Annotated in this window: 11 protein-coding genes; 6 read left to right on the top strand and 5 right to left on the bottom strand. The window is 40.2% G+C overall.

Annotated features, from left to right (window positions below; all coding sequences use genetic code 11):
- Positions 1-8: 8 nt before the first annotated feature.
- Positions 9-1349 carry an HlyC/CorC family transporter gene (locus H0W64_09720; protein ID MBA3661996.1) on the top strand — a complete coding sequence of 447 codons (1341 nt, stop codon included), beginning with the start codon at positions 9-11 and terminating at the stop codon, positions 1347-1349.
- On the opposite strand, the gene H0W64_09715 is transcribed toward H0W64_09720, so the two are convergent.
- Entirely contained in the window at positions 1346-1792 is a 447-nt protein-coding gene (locus tag H0W64_09715) for a cyclic nucleotide-binding domain-containing protein (GenBank protein MBA3661995.1), read from the bottom strand. The genes H0W64_09720 and H0W64_09715 overlap by 4 nt on opposite strands.
- Positions 1793-1957: 165 nt before the next feature.
- Between H0W64_09715 and H0W64_09710 the strand changes: the two genes are divergently transcribed.
- Positions 1958-2698, top strand: a complete 741-nt coding sequence (locus tag H0W64_09710) for a TerC family protein (protein MBA3661994.1) — start codon at positions 1958-1960, stop codon at positions 2696-2698.
- A 105-nt stretch (positions 2699-2803) separates the two neighbouring features.
- Positions 2804-4315: an FAD-dependent oxidoreductase gene (locus H0W64_09705; GenBank protein ID MBA3661993.1), complete on the top strand. Its 1512-nt coding sequence runs from the start codon at positions 2804-2806 to the stop codon at positions 4313-4315.
- Positions 4316-4420: 105 nt separating this feature from the next.
- Here H0W64_09705 and H0W64_09700 read toward each other — a convergent pair whose 3' ends face one another.
- The 3 genes from H0W64_09700 to H0W64_09690 all read right to left on the bottom strand — a co-directional run bounded on the left by H0W64_09700 (position 4421) and on the right by H0W64_09690 (position 7921).
- Positions 4421-4795 (bottom strand): hypothetical protein, encoded by a 375-nt coding sequence (locus tag H0W64_09700; GenBank protein ID MBA3661992.1) that lies wholly within the window; start codon positions 4793-4795, stop codon positions 4421-4423.
- An 8-nt stretch (positions 4796-4803) separates the two neighbouring features.
- Positions 4804-6534 carry a CHASE3 domain-containing protein gene (locus tag H0W64_09695; protein MBA3661991.1) on the bottom strand — a complete coding sequence of 577 codons (1731 nt, stop codon included), beginning with the start codon at positions 6532-6534 and terminating at the stop codon, positions 4804-4806.
- Positions 6535-6634: 100 nt separating this feature from the next.
- Positions 6635-7921 carry a dicarboxylate/amino acid:cation symporter gene (locus H0W64_09690; GenBank protein ID MBA3661990.1) on the bottom strand — a complete coding sequence of 429 codons (1287 nt, stop codon included), beginning with the start codon at positions 7919-7921 and terminating at the stop codon, positions 6635-6637.
- Positions 7922-8064: 143 nt separating this feature from the next.
- Here H0W64_09690 and acnA point away from each other — a divergent pair, with 143 nt between their 5' ends.
- From acnA to H0W64_09675, 3 genes are all read left to right on the top strand, one after another.
- The gene (gene acnA / locus H0W64_09685; protein MBA3661989.1) at positions 8065-10929 is read left to right on the top strand and encodes an aconitate hydratase AcnA; all 2865 of its coding nucleotides are present in this window, start codon (positions 8065-8067) and stop codon (positions 10927-10929) included.
- Between the two features lie 147 nt (positions 10930-11076).
- Entirely contained in the window at positions 11077-12225 is a 1149-nt protein-coding gene (locus H0W64_09680) for a Fic family protein (protein MBA3661988.1), read from the top strand.
- Between the two features lie 220 nt (positions 12226-12445).
- Positions 12446-19975 (top strand): filamentous hemagglutinin N-terminal domain-containing protein, encoded by a 7530-nt coding sequence (locus H0W64_09675; protein MBA3661987.1) that lies wholly within the window; start codon positions 12446-12448, stop codon positions 19973-19975.
- On the opposite strand, the gene H0W64_09670 is transcribed toward H0W64_09675, so the two are convergent.
- Positions 19972-21573, bottom strand: a complete 1602-nt coding sequence (locus H0W64_09670) for a glycosyltransferase (GenBank protein MBA3661986.1) — start codon at positions 21571-21573, stop codon at positions 19972-19974. The two genes, H0W64_09675 and H0W64_09670, sit on opposite strands and share 4 nt — an antisense overlap.
- Positions 21574-21698: the final 125 nt, after the last annotated feature.

Genomic DNA, 21698 nt, shown 5'->3' with positions numbered 1-21698 from the left:
CCCTTAAGATGACCAATCTTTTTTTCATTTTGGCAGCTGTCGCTCTAGTTCTCATGAATGCGTTCTTTGTTGCAGCTGAATTTGGCATGGTCAAACTTAGGCATACTCGGGTAGCTGCCATAAAACGCCTCTATGGGGTCCGTGGACGGGTTTTATTTTATGTACATCAACATCTTGATGCCTATCTTTCCGCTTGCCAGTTAGGCATTACTTTAGCCTCAATCGGATTAGGGTGGGTGGGAGAGCCAGCTTTTGCGCGAGCTTTTACACCCCTGTTTGGATTGATCGGTTTAAAAAATCCTGAATTTGTGAAACTCGGCGCATTTTTTTTAGCCTTTACCTTTATCTCATTCTTACACATTGTGATTGGCGAGCTGATGCCAAAATCGCTCGCTATTCGTCAATCAGAAAAGGTTTCACTGTGGACTGCGCTACCCTTATATGCATTTTATTGGATTATGTATCCTGCCATTTGGGTACTCAACAATTGCGCCAATTTTTTATTGAGACTAACCGGGTTCAATACCGTGCAACGTGGAGAATATTTTTATTCGACAGACGAAATTAAACTTATTTTAAGTACAAGTCATTTGCATGGCGAACTCAGTAAAGATGAAACAGAAATTTTGGAACACACTTTAGAATTTGCCGAATTAAAAGTAACGGAAGTCATGCGACCGCAAGAAGAAATGATTATGTTATCAACCGATCAGACCCTGGATGAAATGTTTAAAATCGCATCACAACATCGTTACAGTCGCTACCCAGTGTTTGATCATCGTAAACAAAAAATTATTGGCATTGTGCATGTTAAAGATTTTTTTGCAGCCCTTTACGATGGAAAAAAAATCACTAACTTAAAACCTTTTTTAAGACCCGTTTTAAAAGTATCACAACGATTACCCGCGCTTGATTTACTCCGTAAATTTCGCGAAGGCATGCCTCACTTCGCTTTGGTTTATAAAAATCGTGAAACCTTGTTAGGTTTTGTAACACTCGATAATTTACTACATATCTTAATTGGCCGGATTAAAGATGAGTTTCACCGTACGCAAGATGATTGGATTTTAAATCCAGATGGAAGTTTAACGGTACGGGGCGACAGTCCTTTATCTTCCTTGGAAAGGGCGCTCGGTATCGAAATTGATTTATCAGCGCATGATCCAGCGCCCGAAACCTTAACCGGACTTATTTTGAATCATTTAGGAAGACTACCTGCGGAAAAGGAAAAAATTGATTTTAAAAAGTTTCGCGTTATTATCTTAAAAGTGAAAGGTTCTCATATTATCAAAGCTAAAATTATTCCCAAGAAAAGTGTAGAACCAAAAACAACATTTGATGTTTTTTAATCACTTAATAATATTTTCTGAGCATTTCGTCGCATTATTTCATTTACATGTTGATGCATCAATGCAAAACCGTGAAAAGATGCAACACTTAAGAATAAAAGTACAAGGTGGGTTTCTGCAATGACTGATGCGGTACGAACGCCTGAAATCGAATAGAAACCGCTTTCATTCAGTCCGATTGCGTCATTTTCTTTAAGTTTAGCGACAGAAGTAATGACAGGTTGACCGTCTTGGATACGAATGTGGCGCACGTCGGCTTTACCTTGAACGATTAAGTATACACTGTCGACTAATTCACCTTCATTAACCACCGTCTCTCCAGCTTCGAAGTGTTTCTCTTTTAAAAGGGAGGCTAGTTCTTCATTTTCTTTATCACTTAACTGGGAAAAGACGCTTTGTTTTCGTAATAAAGCCAGCTTTTGCTTGAGATCAATGTTTTCCATGATTTAACCTCCAGAAAGGTGGCTTACTCTTTAATATTAAGAGAATTTTTGACCAAATGCTAGTCAACTTTTGGGCTTTGAACGAGAATTTATCGCCATCTGCTTGATAAAACGGTTAAATATATTATTAGAAATATTTTGTGAGTAGAAGGGAATGCTTTAGGTATGACCGAATTTTTTAATTTATTAGTTAGTTTTTTAGCGTTAACCGTATTAGAGATTGTACTCGGGATTGATAACCTAGTCTTTCTTGCCATTATTTCGCAACGTGTTGAAAATCATTTACAAAAAAAAGCACGGCAACTGGGTCTTCTCATGGCTTGGGTCACGCGGTTACTTTTGTTAGGCTCAGCAGTTTGGTTAACAAAATTAACGTATCCCATCGTGACTCTGTTTGATTTTTCATTTTCTGGGCGGGATATTTTTCTTATTGCAGGGGGGATGTTTTTAGTTGCGAAGTCAACGCAAGAAATTCATACCGAATTGGAAACAAATAACGAAGCGGATTCAATTCGCCCCATCAAAAGCGGTTTTTATTGGGTCGTGACGCAAATTGCGCTCCTCGATATCATTTTTTCGTTAGATAGTGTTCTCACTGCGATTGGTTTAACGCCGCATTTTTGGTTAATGGCACTTGCGATTACGATTGCCATTATTGTGATGATCTTTTCTAGCGAACCTATATCTCGCTTTATTCATAAACATCCCACTATAAAAATGCTCGCATTGAGCTTTTTAATTTTAATCGGAACAGTTCTTATCGCTGATGGTTTTCACTTTCATATCCCGCGGGAATATATCTACTTTGCCATGGGGTTTTCTGTTTTTGTAGAATCCCTTAATTTAGTTCGTCGTAAAAAAAGAATTAAAGCTAAAAAAACAAAATCAACAAAGGATAAATCTTAAAAGTTTTTTCTAAAAAGGATCAGTGATTAGTCATGTGAATAGCAAATTTTTTTTTATCGAATGACTAGCTACTAACAATTTTACGATTAGACATTAGGAATAATCATGGATACGATTTCTCTTTGGAAAGATACAGCATCAAAACCACCACATTTTTCTTCGTTTTCGGGATCTGTCGATACAGATGTTGTAATTATAGGTGGCGGTATAACGGGTGTAATCACTGCCTATCAACTCATCAAGCAAGGCAAGCAAGTGATTATGTTAGATGCAGGTCTTGTTGGTGATGGAACGACTGCTTATTCAACCGGTAATTTGTATCTACCTGTCCAACCTTATTTACAAAATATTGTCAGTAAATTTAATCTTGAAACTGCGAAGGCGGTCGTTGATTCACGTACTTTTGCTTTAAATCTTATTGAAGCGATTATTAAAGAAGTTAATATTGATTGTCGTTTCGCTCATAGACCTTGGTATTTATATGCAACTGAAGATAAAGAAATAAAACAATTTGACCGTGAAGCAGCTGTTTTCTCGCAGATTGGATTGGACGCTAAAACTGTCCAAACGTTGCCGATTCCAGTCAAATTCAAAAAAGCACTTGTTTTAAAAGATCAAGCACGTTTCAATCCGTATCAATTCGTCATTAAACTTGCCGACTATCTTGCCAAAGCAGGGTGTCAAATTTTTGAAAATAGTCGCGTTTTAGAATATGCTGAAGAAAAAGAACATTGTACCGTCAAAACAAAGGATGGCACGATACGAGCCAAGCAAGTCATCATTGCAACGCACACACCCATCGGTATCAATCCGGTACAAATGTTTACTGCACCTTATCGAAGCTATGTAATGGCGGTTACGCTTAAAAATAATGATTATCCGGAAGGCCATTTTTGGGATTTAAGCGATCCACATCATGCGACTTGTACGCACCCATGGAAAAGCGATGCGCTTGGCTTGTTGATGGTAGCAGGTAGTCATCATAAAACCGGCCAAGAAAAAAATGCAAAAAGTCATTTCGGCGCATTGAAAGCTTATTTAGAAAATCATTATGATGTTGCCGAAACAGCTTATCAATGGTCAGCTCAACATTACCAAGCAGCAGATGATATACCTTACATTGGACTTGCCCATCGTGGCGCGAAAAGAACTTTGATGGCAACGGGTTACTTCGCTGACGGGTTAGTATATGGTGCGCTTGCTGCTGCCATCTTATCTGAGGCTATATCTGGTAATGAAAATATCTGGCGAGAAATTTATAATGCAACTCGAGTAAAACTTGTTGCTTCTCTTCCTTCGTTATTAAAAGAAAATGCTAATGTATTTGCTCAATATTTAAAAGATTATACATTTGGCGAACATGAATCATTAAATGAAATTAAAAATGAAGAAGGTGCTATCGTCAAAATCGCGGGAGAAAAGTGTGCGGTTTATCGTGATCAACATAATAAGTTACATGCGGTCTCTGCGGTGTGTACGCACATGAAAGGTATTGTTCATTGGAATAATGCTGAAAAATCGTGGGATTGTCCCTGCCACGGTAGCCGTTTCGATACAGCGGGCAACGTGTTAGAAGGACCTGCAACCAAAAATCTTGAAAAAAAGACAGTTGCTTAAGGATGATTGAAACTTGGATTGCTGCGCAAACCTGCTAGCTAATCGCTTGGCAGGTAATCCAAGTTTTTTCCGCTCTAATAACTTTATCAGCACGTTGAACCGTTATTAAATAAAATAAAAAAATTCTAACACCCAAGCACATATGAATTGGAAAGTGGAATAACGTTTGGCGTGGAAGTGTAACAACTTTTTCAAGCCAGTTAATGCTTTACTCAATTTACGATAATCGTTCGCAGTCATTTCAATTTTCAAAATATCTAAATGCAAAAAGAGGGGCTTAACCAATTCATTAACTTCATTGGATTTATAGGTGGAATTAGTTTCATCAAGATTTTTTAAATATTGTTTGAGTGAAGTAAGATTATTTTTTAATTTTTTAAGTTCATTTAGCGCAATTTTATTATGACCATACTGTATTTTTAGTGCTTCAGTCCTATCAATAACGCGCGAAATAATCCTAAGCTGATCTTTGATCGCCATGAGAATTCCTATTCAATAGGTGGTTCTTTCATATTAAGTTTTGAAATTAAGGGAAGACTAAAATAAAATGTGGTTGCAATATTTTCTTGTGATCTAAAATGGATGGTACCGCCCATTTTTTCAATGATTGCTTTACTAATATTTAAACCTAGACCACTACCCCCATGTTTTCTAACATCAGAAGTATTGGCTTGAGAAAATTTTTCAAAAACTTGTTTTCTAAAGGTTACAGGAACACCTGCACCGTGATCGGTTACAGAAACAATCGCATGATGATCATTGGTTGAAAGATTCAAGATGATAGCTTGCTTAGTTGGTGAAAATTTGATTGCATTTGAGAGTAAATTATTAAGAACTTGTATTAAACGAGAATGATCTGCATAGACGTAGACGTGTTGAGACGGCATTTCTGATTCAATTGAAACATTATAACTATCGGCGTAAGATTGATTTGCGCTAATCCCTTCTTGGATGAGCGTGTTTAAGTCAATTTTTTGTAAATTAAATTCAATTTTCCCCGATTCAATTTTTTCTATATCCAACATGTCATTAATGAGCGTAATAAGACGTTCACAATTATTATAGGCGATTTGCAACATATTTTTAATTTTTTCATCAAGGCTGCCGATTGCCCCGCCTAATAATAAAGACAATGAACCTTTAATAGCAGTTAACGGCGTGCGTAATTCATGACTGACAACAGCAATAAATTCATTTTTTAATTGATCGACTTTACGTCGTTCCGTAATATCGCGCATGATGTGAGCGCCACCCATTCGGTGACCGTCCATGTCGTAAAGCGCATTATACGTGGCTTCGAAGTAATGACTATCCTTCCTGTATTCATCAAAACTGGTAATAATTTTAAATTCTTCACCTTTTAAACTACGTTCCCAATCTAAAATCATATTTTCAACCCGTTTGCTGGGTAATAATTTTTTTAGATTAAATCCTAAGGATAAAGGTTGATTAAACAATTCTTTAAATTTTTCTTCGTAAGCATTATTGAATGCAATGTAATTTAAATCATTATCTACTGCCGCAATGAGGTCATTACTGCTATCTATAATCCGACGTAACCGGTTTTGGATTTCAGCGCTCGCCCGTTCAGCTAGAAGACGTTTATTTAAATGATGATTTAGAAAATATAAACTATATAAAAGCATTAAAGTACCAAGCGCACCCGTAATGATTAAGATCAAATTAATGAGATGTGAGGTTGAAGTGGAGACTGCTGCTCGTTCGACCAGCAGTCTTTTTTCATCCTGGCTAATTAAGCTAAGCGTTTCATTGATATGTTGTACGTGATTTTTTTCAAGCGTTCGAAAATTAGTAGCAAGCGCTGTATTTTGCACAGGTTTGATGTGACTAACAATTTGGCTTAACGCAACTAAGTAAGAATTCATTTGTTGTTCGAGACGCTGCACTTTGTAATGTTGAGCCGGATTATCTGCGGTTAATTTATTTAAAATGGAGATATGTTGCTTTGACGTCAAAACGTGACGTTCGAATTGTTTTATTTTGTTTGTTTCACCCGTAAGTAAATATTGCAGAATTAAAAGCTGTGCGGTTTCTGTGGCTAAAATGGTTTTATTTGCTGCATTAATTACTTCCTGTGTGTGCATGACCCAAGCATTGGCTTGTTTTAAACGCGTGATTTGTTCATAAGCGAGAAATGAGGTAATAGAGAGAATTACCAACCCAAGTAGAAGTAAGCCGTTAATGTAACGTACTTTCATTATTTGCCTGTTATGAATAATAACTTCTCTGTTTCTTATTATATAAGAAACAGAGGCTTGAAAGATTATTTCAGTAGAAGTTGCTTGAAATATAGGCTTATTACTCGATTGCGCTATTTGGGAGATCAATTATATTAGTTGTGGAGGATTTCTGGATGGAAAAATCGGGCAAATTTAACTCATTTTCGCTGTGAGCAACCATATAAGCTGCATGCAAGTCGCCTACTACACTGGTCGTTGTTTGAGCCATGTCGATAAGCCGATCAACACCTGAGATGAGTGCAACCGTGCCAAGCGGCAATCCTACGGAATTAAAGACAGCACTCATGACGATGATTGCAGATCCTGGTACGCCACCCGCACCCATAGCAGTCAGGATAATGGTGAAAATGACCGTAACATATTGAGTCCAATCGAGCTGGATCCCGCTTATGTTAGCAGCAAATACAGTGGCGACGCCTAAGTAAATGGATAAGCCATTTAAATTTAAGGTAGTACCAAGTGGTAATAAAAATCCGCTTAATTTTTTTGAAATTTTTAAATTTTCCTCCGCGCATCGCATGGTTACGGGCAGCGTTGCAGTACTACTTGAAGTACTGAAAGCAAATAACATGGCATCGCTAATTGAACGAAAAAAGAATTTGGGAGAACATCGTGTGTAAGCGAAAAGGGTGCCACTGTAATAAAAAATAATCATTAAAAAGCAGGCAAAATACACAGTTAAAACTAATTTCATCAGCGGAATGAGTGCGCTCAGACCATACTCCCCTGCAATCCATGCCATCAGTGCAAAAATTCCGATCGGAGCAAAGCTCATCACGAGTTGAGAAAGCTTAATTGCAACGGAGCCAAAGGATTTAAAAAAATCGGCAACCGGTTTGCCTTTGTCACCAGCAAGTTGAATAGACAATCCCAAGATTAAGGCAAAAACTAAAATTTGTAAGATATTTCCTGAAGCAAGCGCAGCGACTGGATTGGTAGGAATAATGTTAACAATTATTTCACTCAAGGAAGGTGCAAGGGTTGTGGTTGTTTCGGCCGCTTGTAAATTTAATTTTAAGCCAGCGCCGGGTGTAAAAAGATTACCAATCCAAAGTCCAATGCTTGCAGCAATCGCCATGCTAAACATATAAAACGTAAAAGCTTTAATACTAATGCGGCGCATTATCTTTAAATCATCCATGGATAAAACAGCATTGATGATCGCAGTAAAAACAACCGGTACAATCATCATGTTAATCGCATGAATAAATAAAATACCAATGGGCTTAATGATCGTGATAGGAGGTCCAACGAAAAGGCCAAGTAATGTGCCTAAAACTAGCGCTAGAAAAATTTTTTGCCACTGCTGTAAACGTTTAATGATGAACAAATTTTTGACCTTCATGGGACGGTACTTTTTAATTTTACTCATGTTAAAGGCTTGCTCTTAAAAGTGCAAGAAAAGGGTAGGTTGATTACGTTGATGGTAACTAAGTGATTGATAAGGTAGACTTTTAAATTACGTCTCCATCATTGAAGGTTTACGCCATGGCGATTGATAAAGATCATGATAACTCCAAGAAAGAAAATTCCGATGATCCCCGCGTTTATTCTGTTGAAGAATCTTCTGAAGAATCTTTTCCCGCTAGTGATTCGCCTGCATGGCCCACACCTCGTGATGAAATGAAGGTGACAAGCGATATTAAACCCACATCTTCTCAAAATAGAGTACGCTCAGTCGATAGTTTGAAAACACGGACTTCGTTCACGATTCAAGGGAAAACTTATGACTATTACAGTTTGCAACGTGCAAAAGAAGCAGGCTTAAAAGAAGTTGATCGCTTACCTTTTACTTTAAAAATTCTATTAGAAAATTTATTGCGCCATGAAGACCAACAAAGTGTCACGCTTGAAGATATTCATGCGGTTGTAGAGTGGTTGGAAACAAAAAAATCGCATCGCGAAATTGCGTTTCGTCCAACACGCGTTCTTATGCAGGATTTTACCGGGGTCCCAGCTGTCGTTGACTTAGCGGCAATGCGTGATGCCATCGAAGCTTTGGGAAGTAACGCAGAACACATTAATCCGCTTTCTGCTGTTGATTTAGTCATTGACCATTCTATTCAAGTCGATGAATTTCTAACTCAGAGTGCATTTGGTGTTAATGCCAAAATGGAAATGCAACGTAATTATGAACGTTATGCTTTTTTACGTTGGGGACAAAAAGCTTTTGAAAATTTTCGCGTCGTTCCACCCGACACGGGCATTTGTCATCAAGTTAATTTGGAATATTTAGCTAAAGTAGTCTGGCATCACCAAGAAACTTCCGAAGTAGCTTTAGCTTATCCCGACACCTTAGTGGGGACTGATAGTCATACTACTATGATTAATGGTCTTGGGGTATTAGGGTGGGGGGTCGGCGGTATCGAAGCAGAAGCTGCAATGTTGGGTCAGCCCATTTCTATGCTTATTCCGCAAGTCATCGGTGTAAAATTGACCGGACAACTGACAGAAGGGGTGACGGCAACCGATCTCGTCTTAGCTATCACCCATCGTTTGCGAGAGCACGGTGTTGTCGGAAAATTTGTAGAATATTTTGGCCCCGGGCTTCTCCATTTATCTGTCGCTGATCGCGCAACCATTGCGAATATGTCCCCGGAATACGGCGCAACCTGTGGTTTTTTCCCCATTGATGAAGCAACACTCACGTATTTACGTTTAACAGGACGGAGTGAAGAAACGGTTGCATTAATCGAAGCTTATGCGAAAGCACAAAAACTTTGGCATGATCCCAATCATGCTCCCGAATTTACTGAAGTCTTGTCAGTTGATTTATCGAAGATTGAACCGAGCATGGCAGGCCCTAAGCGTCCGCAAGACCAAGTTGATTTAGCCTCTCTTAAAGCAACGTTTGATAAACTTTTAATCGATGAAAATCATAGTCAATTACTTGATCAAAATTATGCAACGAGTGAAGGTTACGATTTACATCATGGGGACGTCGTTATTGCAGCTATTACAAGCTGTACTAATACTTCAAATCCGAATGTTTTAATTGCAGCAGGTTTAGTTGCAAAGCGCGCTTATGAGCGTGGTTTAAAACGAAAACCTTGGGTAAAAACATCTTTTGCCCCAGGCTCGCAAGTCGTCACTCAATACCTTGAGAAAGCTGGTTTGCAAACGTATCTAGATCATTTGGGCTTTTCATTAGTGGGTTACGGCTGCACGACTTGTATTGGCAATTCCGGTCCGCTTATTGATGCAGTTGCTGAGTGCGTGAATGCAAATGATTTAACAGTGTCTGCTGTTCTATCTGGCAACCGTAATTTTGAAGGTCGGATTCATCCACAAGTTAAAGCTAATTGGTTAGCTTCGCCGCCTCTCGTTGTATTGTTTGCATTGATAGGGACAGTCCGCATCAATTTGCTTACCGATGTTCTTGGGTATGATCAAAAAAATGAACCCGTTTATCTAAAAGATTTATGGCCCACCAATGCTGAAATTTCGCAGGAAGCGTCTGTTATTTCCGATGCCATGTTTAAGAGTACTTACCAAAATGTGTTTAAAGGCGATACGCAATGGCGAGCTATGCAAGTTCCCCAATCCCAAACTTATGATTGGCAAGCGGATTCCACTTACATTCAATTGCCGCCTTTTTTTGCTAACATGTCGAGACATCCAACCCCTATTCAGACCATTAAGCAAGCCCGTGTTCTCGCCATGCTTGGCGATAGTGTAACCACTGATCATATTTCTCCCGCGGGGTCTATTAAAGCTGATAGTCCAGCAGGCCGATATTTAGCAAGTAAAGGGGTTGCGTCGCAGGATTTTAATTCTTTAGGATCACGTCGCGGCAATCATGAAGTTATGATGCGCGGTACCTTTGCTAACATACGTATTCGCAATGAAATGGTACCAGGCCAGGAAGGCGGTATTACCAAATTGCTTCCAAGTAACGAAGTTATGAGTATTTTTGATGCGGCCATGCGTTATCAGGAGGATGGCACACCACTTGTTGTGATTGCTGGGAGAGAATATGGAACCGGTTCATCGCGGGATTGGGCTGCCAAGGGCCCGAAATTACTCGGTGTTGTGGTTGTGATCGCTGAGAGTTTTGAACGCATTCATCGCTCCAATTTAATCGGGATGGGTATTTTACCTTTACAATTTTTACCGGATGTGACCCGTCAGTCGCTTGGCTTAACAGGTACGGAGCGGTTTGATTTTTTAGAGGTTGAAACGCAATTACAAGAGCCAAGCTCGTTGGTAACGGCGCGCATTTATTTTGAAGAAGGACGTGAGGAAGTCATCCAATTTCAATCTAGGATTGACACCTTAAATGAGCTCGCTTATTACCGCCATGGCGGCATCTTGCCCTATGTATTAAGGAATATGTTGAGCGTAGAAGCTTAAAAACCGGACATAAAAGCGGACATTTAATCAGGGACACGGCGCTATTTTTGTCAAAAAAGTGCTATAATCAGCATGATGAAAATAAAAAAAGCGGACAAAAAAGAGGACATTTACTCGACTTACGATCGCACCGAGCCCTGTTCGATCATGGAGCCGCTCTTGATTTCGGAACATTCCACGCATCGTCCCCTACTCCTCGACCTTGCTATGGATTTAGTGGCTAAATCCTCTGGATTTAGACGTAGTTTGCCCATTGCCATGCAAGCCTCTTTGGCCAACATGGTAAGATCCATGAATTGTTACTACAGTAACTTAATTGAAGGACACAACACGCATCCTATTGAAATTGAGCAAGCTCTACAAGGAAGATACAGCACTGACATTAAGAAGCGTAATTTACAGCAAGAAGCGAAAGCGCATATTGCTGTACAAACATGGATTGATCAAGGCAACATTAAAAATCCTTACGCGCCTGAAACTATCCGTGCTATTCACAGCCATTTTTACACCCTCTTACCAGAAGATTTATTGTGGGTAGAAGACACTGAGAATGATAAAAAAATAAAAATTATTCCGGGTGAATTACGTCAAGAGAATGTTAAAGTTGGTAATCATATTGCGATAAGTCCCGGAGCTTTACCTCGTTTTCTGACGCGGTTTACTTCAGCTTATGAATCCTTAGGAAAAGCGGAAACCATACTTGCGCTTGCTGCCTCTCATCACCGCCTATTATGGATCCATCCTTTTCTGGATGGAAATGGGCGTGTAGCGCGTTTAATGTCCCACGCCATAACACGCGATGTTTTGGACACAGGCGGAATGTGGTCAATTGCACGTGGGTTAGCTCGCAATGTAGAGGATTATAAAACGCATCTTGCCGACTGTGATTTGCCCCGTCGAAATGATTTGGATGGGCGAGGTAATTTAAGTGAGGAAGCGCTTGCAGCTTTTACCCAATTTTTTCTTAAAACTTGCATTGATCAAATTATTTTTATGGAAAAATTAATGCAGCCCGATCAATTGCGCACCAGAATTTTGGTTTGGGCGAAAGAAGAAATTCAGTTAGGCAACTTGCCTCAGCAAGCATTACAAATTCTTGAGGCGATTCTTTATCGCGGCGAACTCCTTCGTGGTGATGTCGCCACAATTTTGAATGTAACAGATCGACATGCGCGTCGCTTAACTGCAGTATTAATTGAAAAAGGGATTCTCACCTCCGATTCTCCTAAATCGTCCCTTAAACTTACTTTCCCTGCAGCGCTAGCCCATCGTTGGATGCCTGGTTTATTTCCTTAAATCCCCCTTGGTCCCCCCTCAATAAGACCGAATAGAATCAAATATTATATAGAGGGCAAAAAGGTGGAGTTTACTCAGTAAAAATCGTTAAATTTCAACATTTTATCACGACGCAACTTCCCTTTCTTTCGTCTATACTTATCACCATATTGTATTCAAATATTATACAAATTTAAGTGTAATGTACTAAAAATCAAAGCACTAGGGGATGCGGATTTAAGTGAATAAGAAGATTGAGATTTTAATTGCAGCGTTTACGATGACACTCGCAACATTGTCATCCCAAGGGGGATATGCTGGGCCCCAAGGCGGGGTTGTAGCCGGCGGGAATGCAACTATTGTTCAGCAAGGCCCTACTACGCATATTACCCAAACAACTGATAAGGCTATTATTAATTGGAATTCTTATAATGTTGGGGCAGCTGAAAAAGTAATCTATCAACAACCTAATTCCGGAAGTATCGCTTTAAATCGCATTAACCCTGCTCAAGGTGCTTCTTCTATTTACGGTCAAATTAGTGCCAATGGACAAGTCTGGTTGGTCAATCCTGCAGGGATTTGGTTTGGACCTAACGCTTACGTCAATGTTGCCGGCTTGGTCGCTACAACTGCCAATATTAATGATCATGACTTTATGGCTGGGCAATATCGTTTCCAACAATCACCGGCCTGGCATGGATCGGTTGTTAATGAAGGCACCATCGTCGTTCATAATGCTGGATTAGCCGCCCTCGTTGGCAGTGGAGCTGTCAACAATGGCCGTATCGAAGCGCAGATGGGTACTGTTGTGTTAGGTTCAAGCACAGCTTACACAATTGATTTTAGCGGTGATCAGCTTGTTCAATTTGCTGTAGGCGATGCTAATCAAACGGCTGTTGATAAAAATGGTCAACCGCTTGAAAGCGCTGTTTCCAACAAGGGCACCATTTCTGCAGCGGGAGGAAAAGTGCTTTTATCGGCGCAATCTGCAGGTCAAGTGTTGAATCAGGCCATTAATATGGAGGGCGTGGTTGAAGCGAAATCGGTGGGTGTTAAAAATGGCGAAATAATTTTAATGGGTGGGGAAGGTGACGTTAGAGTTAGTGGAAAATTAATTGCAAGCGGTAAACAGGCTGGGGAGAGAGGCGGCGCAATTCGCGTACTTGGAAAGCGTATTGCACTTGAAAAACAAGCTATCGTTGATGCATCGGGGGATCAAGGTGGCGGTAAAATTTTAGTGGGTGGCGATTTCCAAGGAAAAAATCCTACGATCAAAAATGCTAAAAATACAACAGTTGGCAAAGATGTCACACTTCTAGCTGATGCTATGACTCAAGGTGATGGCGGCCAAATTGTACTATGGTCAGATGATCATACATCATATTTAGGAAGTATTTTTTCTCGCGGTGGCGCGCTTTCCGGTGATGGCGGTGACATTGAAGTATCCGGTAAAGAAACGTTAGATTATCGTGGTAATGTTGATGCAAGCGCTGCAAACGGTGTGCAGGGTACCTTGTTATTAGATCCTCGTTTCATAACCATTCAAAGTAGTGGCGGTTCAAGTTACCAAGCCGGCGTCAATAATCTTTATGCTGACAATCCTGCTGGTACAACCGTTATTACACCCGACAGTTTAAATGCAGCAGCCGCTGACATCACCCTTGAAGCAAATTCTGATGTAACTTTCAATGAAGCAGTCAATTTAACAACGGCTAATAAATTTCTTGTTGTTAGAGCGGGTCGAAGTATTTTTGTAAACGCTAATTTAACAACTAATAATGGCGACATTATTTTAACTGCAAATCAAGCTGATGCTGATATTAACTTCCGCACGGGTGGTGCGGGCTCAATTTCAATGGGAGGCGGTGTTTCAATTAATGCAGGTACGGGGCTTATTCATTTAGAAATTGGTAATTTAGTAGGGGGAACGCCAGGTGGTATTAATGCCTATGCGCTAACCAATACAGGTAGCAATGGTATTAACATAATTTCTCGCAACGATATTAATTTAAATGCAGCAGTGACAAGTGGTACGGGTGCGATTGCGATTCAAGCCAATACGAAAGGTTCGGGTAGTGAAGGATTTACCATGTCATCTGGAAGTTCTTTAGTTACAAATAACACTACAAACAGTGCTGTCAGTATCGCTGTTAATGCCGCAGGTGGTGGATCAGGTTCAATCAATATCGGAAATGTTTCAACGGGTAGCGGTGGTGGCGTGACCGCAACCACTGCAACGGGCGGTAATACGACAGGTGGTTCCATTCAGCAAGTTGCAAGTACCAGTATTAATGCTGGTACAAATGGTAGTTTTACTTTCGCTGTTCCAACGTCTGGATCAAGTTCAATTGGTAACAATTCGCTTCCCATTACAACGGTAAGCAATGGCGGAATATTGACGCTTACCGGGGGTCAAGGTGGTATTACGATTTCCAATACCGGCGATATTACCCTGGCAACACCCACGCTTAACGCGAATACACCTTTTTCTGTGACTTCAAGTGGCACACTTACATTACCAGCTTCAGCCCTTGCTGTAGGTTCTGCGGGCTTAACATTAAGAAGTAATGGCGGCACTTTAACAACTGCCGGCGCATTATCAACAAATAGTAATACTTTAACTTTATATGCTTCCGGATTACTTACCATTAACCATAATTTATCAACCAATAACGGCACCATGTTGTTAACGGGCACAGGTATTTCTCAAGGCGGCAGTTCTGTTATCGATGGCACTTACGGCAACATTACTTTAAATGCGGGTACAGGTACATTTACAACGAATAATGGTTCGAAAGTTTATACAGGATCAACCATCGATATTATTGCCGATGCTTTGGCAGTTAATAGTGGCAGTCAAATTGGTGGTACGGGTGCCGGTGCAGGAACCGCTTCAACGTTAATCATTGAGCCAGGCAGTATCGGCACAACCATTGGGGTTGCAGGCGGTGCAGGTGCACTTAATATTTCAAGTACGGTGTTAGGAACGTTACGCGCAACCAATTTAAGATTAGGCAATGTTAATGCCGGAGCCATGGCGGTTGCATCTGCAGGCACACCTTGGACTACGAGTAGCACGTATCTTTCCAACACGTTAACTTTAGCTGCAGGCGGCATTACTCAGGCAGCTGCTATTGATATTAAAACAAATAGTAATGCTAAATTATTAGTGCGCGGTACAGGCGATGTTATTTTAACAAATACCAGTAATAAATTTTCTAATATTCTTGCTTCTAAAACCAATGGCGCTTTTTCATTAACAAATGCATCGACGAATGCATTAACGGTCAGTAATGGTTCGGATGATATGGGTAATGTAAATGGGATTACGACACCAGGTGCTGTTACCTTAAACGCATCGGGTGCAGGTGGATCACTTACGATTGCGCAAAGTATTGCAACGACTAACAATAATATTTCCTTAACTGGAACAGGCGTGAGTCAATCTAATGGAACGAATGTTAATTCCGGTTCTGGAACCATTTCAATTAATGGTGGTGGTAGTAGTATGCAACTTAATTCAGGAACATTAACTTCCTCGAACGCTACAACAAGTGCCATTCAATTAGCGAATGCATCAACTATCGCTTTAGGTAATATAAGCGCAGCATCTGGAGGCTTAGTATTGGGTGTTGGGAACGTAAGCGGAGCTGTTACGCAAAATGCATCCACGACACTTGCAGTTAATAGTTTATCAGCTAATACATCAAGCAGTATTAATTTAGGAAATACGCCTAATACCATTGCCTCACTTGGTGCGATAACGCGCGGTGGTGCACTTACTATTAACAATACAGGTGCATTAAGTGTAAATGGTGCAATTGCGACAGGCGTTGTTAACAATGCACTTTCCATTACAACGACTGGCTTACTAACGCTTGCTAATAATATTCTAACCTCAGGAGCAAATAATATTAGTTTAACCGGTAATGGTATTACGCAAACCAGTGGCACGGTTAATTCTAATAGCGGCACGATTACTATGTCAGGCGGAGGCGGAGCCATGCAATTTGCTGGGTTGTTAACCAATACGAACGCCACAGCAAGTGCATTACGTTTTCTGAACGCCACATCATTAGCATTGGGAAACATTACTGTTAATTCAGGCACAGTTGTATTAGGTACAGGTAATATTACCGGCGCTGTGACTCAAACTGCAGCTACCTCAGTTAGCACAGGTACATTAATTGGCAATACCACGAATGCCATAACACTCAATAATGCTAGTAACAGCATTGCAACTTTAGGTTCTATTACACGCGGTGGAGCTTTCAGTCTTGTTACAACATCTGCACTTAATATGACAGGACCCCTTAATTTAGGAACACTTACGAATGCCGTTACAATTGCTGCGGGTGGCTTACTTACGATAAATGGTGGGATCCAAGCAACGGGTGGTAGCACCATTTCGTTAACCGGTGTAGGCGTTACACAAGCAGCTTCCACGGTTGTGAATGCTGGTAGCGGTGATTTAATCGCGAATGCAGGAGCAGGTACGTTAACACTAGGTAATGCTTCACAATTACTTTCAACAGGCAAAATTACCCTCAGTGCGGATGCCATGAGCTTAGCCGGTGGTGCAACGCCTTCACAGATTGGTGGCACGGGTACCGGCGCAGGTCTTGCTGGAACCGTGATATTGCAGCCAGGAACGGCTAATAAAATTATTGGTATTGCCGGTGCTGCTGGGGATCTTTTATTATCAAGTGGCGCATTGAGTGATGTACGTGCAACGAATGTACGGATCGGAAATAGTGGGGTAAATAGTATTGCCGTGAATGCTTGGACACCTGGCGCAAATTTTGCAACCAATGGCGTCTTAACATTGCAAGCAAGTGGTGATATAACGCAAGGCGGTGTCATTAATTTAGGAACAAGTAATGCAAAATTAGCGTTACGTTCTGGCGGAAATATTACCTTAAATAGCAATAACATTTTACCGCAAACTTTAGCGGGCAATGTAACGGGCAACTTGAGTCTAACCAGTACGACCCATGCTTTATCGATCGATTCGATAACAGATGATATAGGAACAATTAATGGTATATCCGCTGGTACCGTCACGCTTAATGCAAGTAATGCCGGCCTCATTTTGAATTCAGGCATTATCGCTTCTGGAAATGGTAATGCAATTGTTCTCGCTGGACAAAGTTTCATAAACAATGTTGGAAGCAATGCACTCACAGCAGCAAGTGGTAACTATCTTCTTTGGACTGTAGACCCATCCAACGACACGCTCGGCGGCCTGACTTATAACTTCAAACAATATAATGCGATTTATAATTCAACGAGCGTCCTTGGCACTGGCAATGGTGTCTTATATTCTATAGCACCGGTGATCACTGCATCTCTTATAGGTAATGTTACGAAGGTATATGATGGCACCACGGCTGCAACACTCGCTGGCGCAAATTATTCAAGCACGGGTTCGATTAATGGCGATACTGTTACCCTTAACAATCCAGTCAATGGTAATTATGATAATAAGAATGTTGGCACCAATAAAAATGTTGCGGTTACAGGAATTGCGATTGCAAGTGCAACAAACGGAGCTGCGACGGTGTATGGTTATCAACTTGCTGCAAGTTCCGCTAATGCAAATATTGGTACAATTACAGCAAAAGATCTTACGACGACCGGAGTTGTCGCTAATAATAAAATTTATGATGGGAATACGACTGCTACCTTTAATACTACTTCAGCTGGGCTTTCAGGGGTTGTTGACGGCGATACAGTAACGCTTAATTCAAGTAGTGCAACGGGGATTTTTAATAACAAAAATGTTGGCTTTGGGAAAGCAGTAACTGCAATGGATTTTGCACTGTCAGGCAGCGATGCTTCAAATTACACGCTTACCCAACCCACGGGTTTAACTGCGACCATTTTTGCGAAAGATTTGACAATTACCGGTGCGTTAGCGAATAACAAAATTTATGATGGTAACACGACCGCTACGTTAAACAATGCAAGTTCTGCGCTTTCCGGTGTTGTTGATGGTGATACGGTTAACTTAGATAGTAATAGTTCAACCGCCACCTTCAATAATAAAAATATTGGCGTTGCAAAACCTGTAACCGCTATAGGTTATACGATTACGGGTAGCGATGCATCCAACTATGCGCTATCTCAACCCACGGGTTTAACAGCAACCATTTTTGCAAAAGATTTGACAATTACCGGTGCGGTAGCGAATAACAAAATTTATGATGGTAATACGACCGCTACGTTAAACAATGCCAGTTCTGCACTCTCCGGTGTTGTTGATGGTGATACGGTTAACTTAGATAGTAATAGTTCAACCGCCACCTTCAATAATAAAAATGTTGGCGTTGCAAAACCTGTAACCGCTATAGGTTATACGATTACGGGTAGCGATGCATCCAACTATGCACTCTCTCAACCCACGGGTTTAACAGCAACCATCTTTGCTAAAGATTTAACGATTACCGGTGCGGTAGCGAATAACAAAATTTATGATGGTAATACGACCGCTACGTTAAACAATACCAGTTCTGCGCTCTCGGGTGTCGTTGATGGTGATGCGGTCAACTTAGATAGTAATAGTTCGACGGGTACGTTTAATAATAAAAATGTCGGTGTTGCAAAGCCAGTTACCGCAAGTGGTTATACGATTACGGGTATCGATGCATCCAACTATGCGCTCTCTCAACCCACAGGTTTAACAGCAACCATCTTTGCTAAAGATTTAACGATTACGGGTGCTTTAGCTAACAATAAAGTTTACGATGGTAACGCTATCGCAACGTTAAATAATACTGGCTCTGCATTATCCGGTGTTGTGATGGGAGATACTGTCAACTTAGATAGCGATAGTTCCACCGCTACGTTTAATGATAAAAACGTTGGGGTTGCAAAACCTGTAACTGCCATGGGTTATACAATTACGGGTAGTGATGCGTCAAATTATGCGTTATCACAACCAACTGGTTTAACGGCCAATATCACGGCGAAAGATTTAATCATTACCGGCGTGGTTGCTAATAATAAAGTTTATGATGCCACCACACTCGCCGTATTGAATAATACCTCTGCTTCCCTTTCGGGTGTAATAGGTGGCGACAACGTCAATTTAGATAGCCTCAATGCTATAGGTAATTTTGTGAATCAAGATGCCGGTATTAATAAATCAGTCATTGCGACCGGTTACACAATTTATGGCAGCGGTTCTTCTAATTATAGTGTGTCTCAACCTTCAGGATTAATCGCAGATATTACGCAAGCACCTTTAAGTGTTATTGGCATTACGGTGAATGATAAATATTATAATGGTACAACGCTTGCGACGCTTGCAACTTCAACAGCGCAATTAATAGGTGTATTTAGCGGTGATACCGTTACGTTAGATGTCAATCATTATCTAGCCAACTTTATTAATCCTGATGTAGGCAACGACATTCCTGTCACAGTATCTGGGTTGAGCTTAGATGGCGTTTCTGCTAGTAATTATGCACTCAATCAACCCACCAATTTAACCGGTAATATTCTCAGTGACGTTCCACCTGTTCCACCCGTACCACCGGCTCCTCCCACACCTACGCCTGTTATAACACCAAGTGAAGCTAGTTCTCTTGCGCCCGCCCAAGTCGTATTTCCAATAGATTATACACCTGCAAATCAAGGATTAACTGGGCTTACACCAACCACAAGCATGCTGATGATCGAAAATATGAAGTTCAAACCCTATACCGTGAAAGAAGGTTTAACTTCTTGCGTAAAAATTTCATCCGACGTTACACTTTGTGGATTTTAAAGTGATATTGTTTTGATATCTGTAAAAGTTGGAAGTGAAATGATATCCAAATAAAGAAGAATAATAACTAAAAATAATAACAGATAAAAAACGGTCAATGAATTAGCTACCCAATCCCGCCATGGCCATTGCTGAGTTTGCGCAAAGCCAGCTTGCTGATTTCCCCTATTTTGCCAGCGTTGTTGCGGTAAGCGAAAAAGAATATAAATTTTTATAAAGCTCGTCATAATTTGATTAAAGTAAATAATAAACGGGAAAGACATATCAATACGTTTGCCATAATAAAATAACACTGTTGATAAACATAAACGTGAAAATCCAATCCAAATTAAATAAATTAACAATACACTTATATTTTTTGTTAAAGCAGTTAGAGCAATAATCATCAAACCAATTGGCATATTCCACATGGCAATGCGTTGATCGACAATGCACCACCAAATAAAAAATCCCACTGTCTGCGGGCCTAAGGCAATCGCTCGTGCACCATTTCTAAGCGTATTACCACTCCAGCGTCGTAAGTTTTCTCGCATGCGTGACAAAGGGTTGCCTTTAATGATTTCTATTGTTACGGTGGTTACATCAGGAATATAAAACATTTCAGCTTTTTCTTTTAATAAGTAATACCACGTACTCTTATCATCACCGGATAAAAAACGATAACGTCCCCATAACCAATGATGCAAATGATCCTGTTCAATAATCTCAATGAAATCAGGTGACAATAAATGTTTGCCGCGGAACATCGACATGCGTCCAGTTAATGTTAAAACTTTATTAGATAAAGCATAAGATTGCATCGTAAAATGGCGTTGAATAAAACGCATTTCCAACCACTTTTTCATCCAATGAGGGGCGCCATAAACAATAGCTTGTTCATGTGTTGTAAGGGCCTGTAGCTTAGGATAGATTTCAAAAAATGGTAAACATTGAGTAATCGAATTTTCAGTAAAGTAAGTATCACCATCCATAAAAATAACGGGATCATTTTCGGCCAAACCATCGACTACCATACTACGTAAGGTTTCACCTATGGCGTATCGTTTGCCAGGCATTTTTTGTTGCACAAATCTAACATTTATAAAATCAGATTTTACGCGCGAAAAAAAATCAGTAATAACCTGTTGATCATATTCCGACCCAATTCCTACAAATAATTTTATCGGTATATTTAAATGTTTACTTTCATTGACTAGCGTATCTAAAACTTTTTCAGTCGTTTCTTTCAATTCATTATAAGTTGTCATCATGATGTAAAGCACAGTCGGCCGCCAACCGGATTGCCAAAGCTGATTAGCTAATAAGCGACGTCGAGGAAAAACGAACTTTGCATAAATAAAAGAACGAATAACATGCAATCCCCACCAACTATATCGCCAAATTCCTAATAGGCCTAAGGCAATAAAAGCGGTACGGGTATCATAATAATGGGTGGCTTGCGTAGGTAGCAGCATCACAATGGTGATAAGGGCTGCAATATAGAGATATAGGAAAAATAAATCTCTCCAAGAAAAAGCAATTTTGTTTATAGTATGGTCGCGAAGCTTTTTTAAGACACGCATTGGCAATGATGAAATTAAAAATTTTTCCGTGTCCATATTTTTAAATAAATCCTTGTTATTTCCGACATTTAGCAAATTTTATTAAAGTCGGTTGTTTCGTTGTATTTAATCAATTCATTTGGAACAGCGGAATATTCTTGCTAAATTATATGATACTGTTG

Source organism: Gammaproteobacteria bacterium (assembly GCA_013816845.1).
GTDB lineage: Bacteria > Pseudomonadota > Gammaproteobacteria > DSM-16500 > DSM-16500 > Aquicella.
This window is presented reverse-complemented; position numbering and strand designations above follow the sequence as displayed.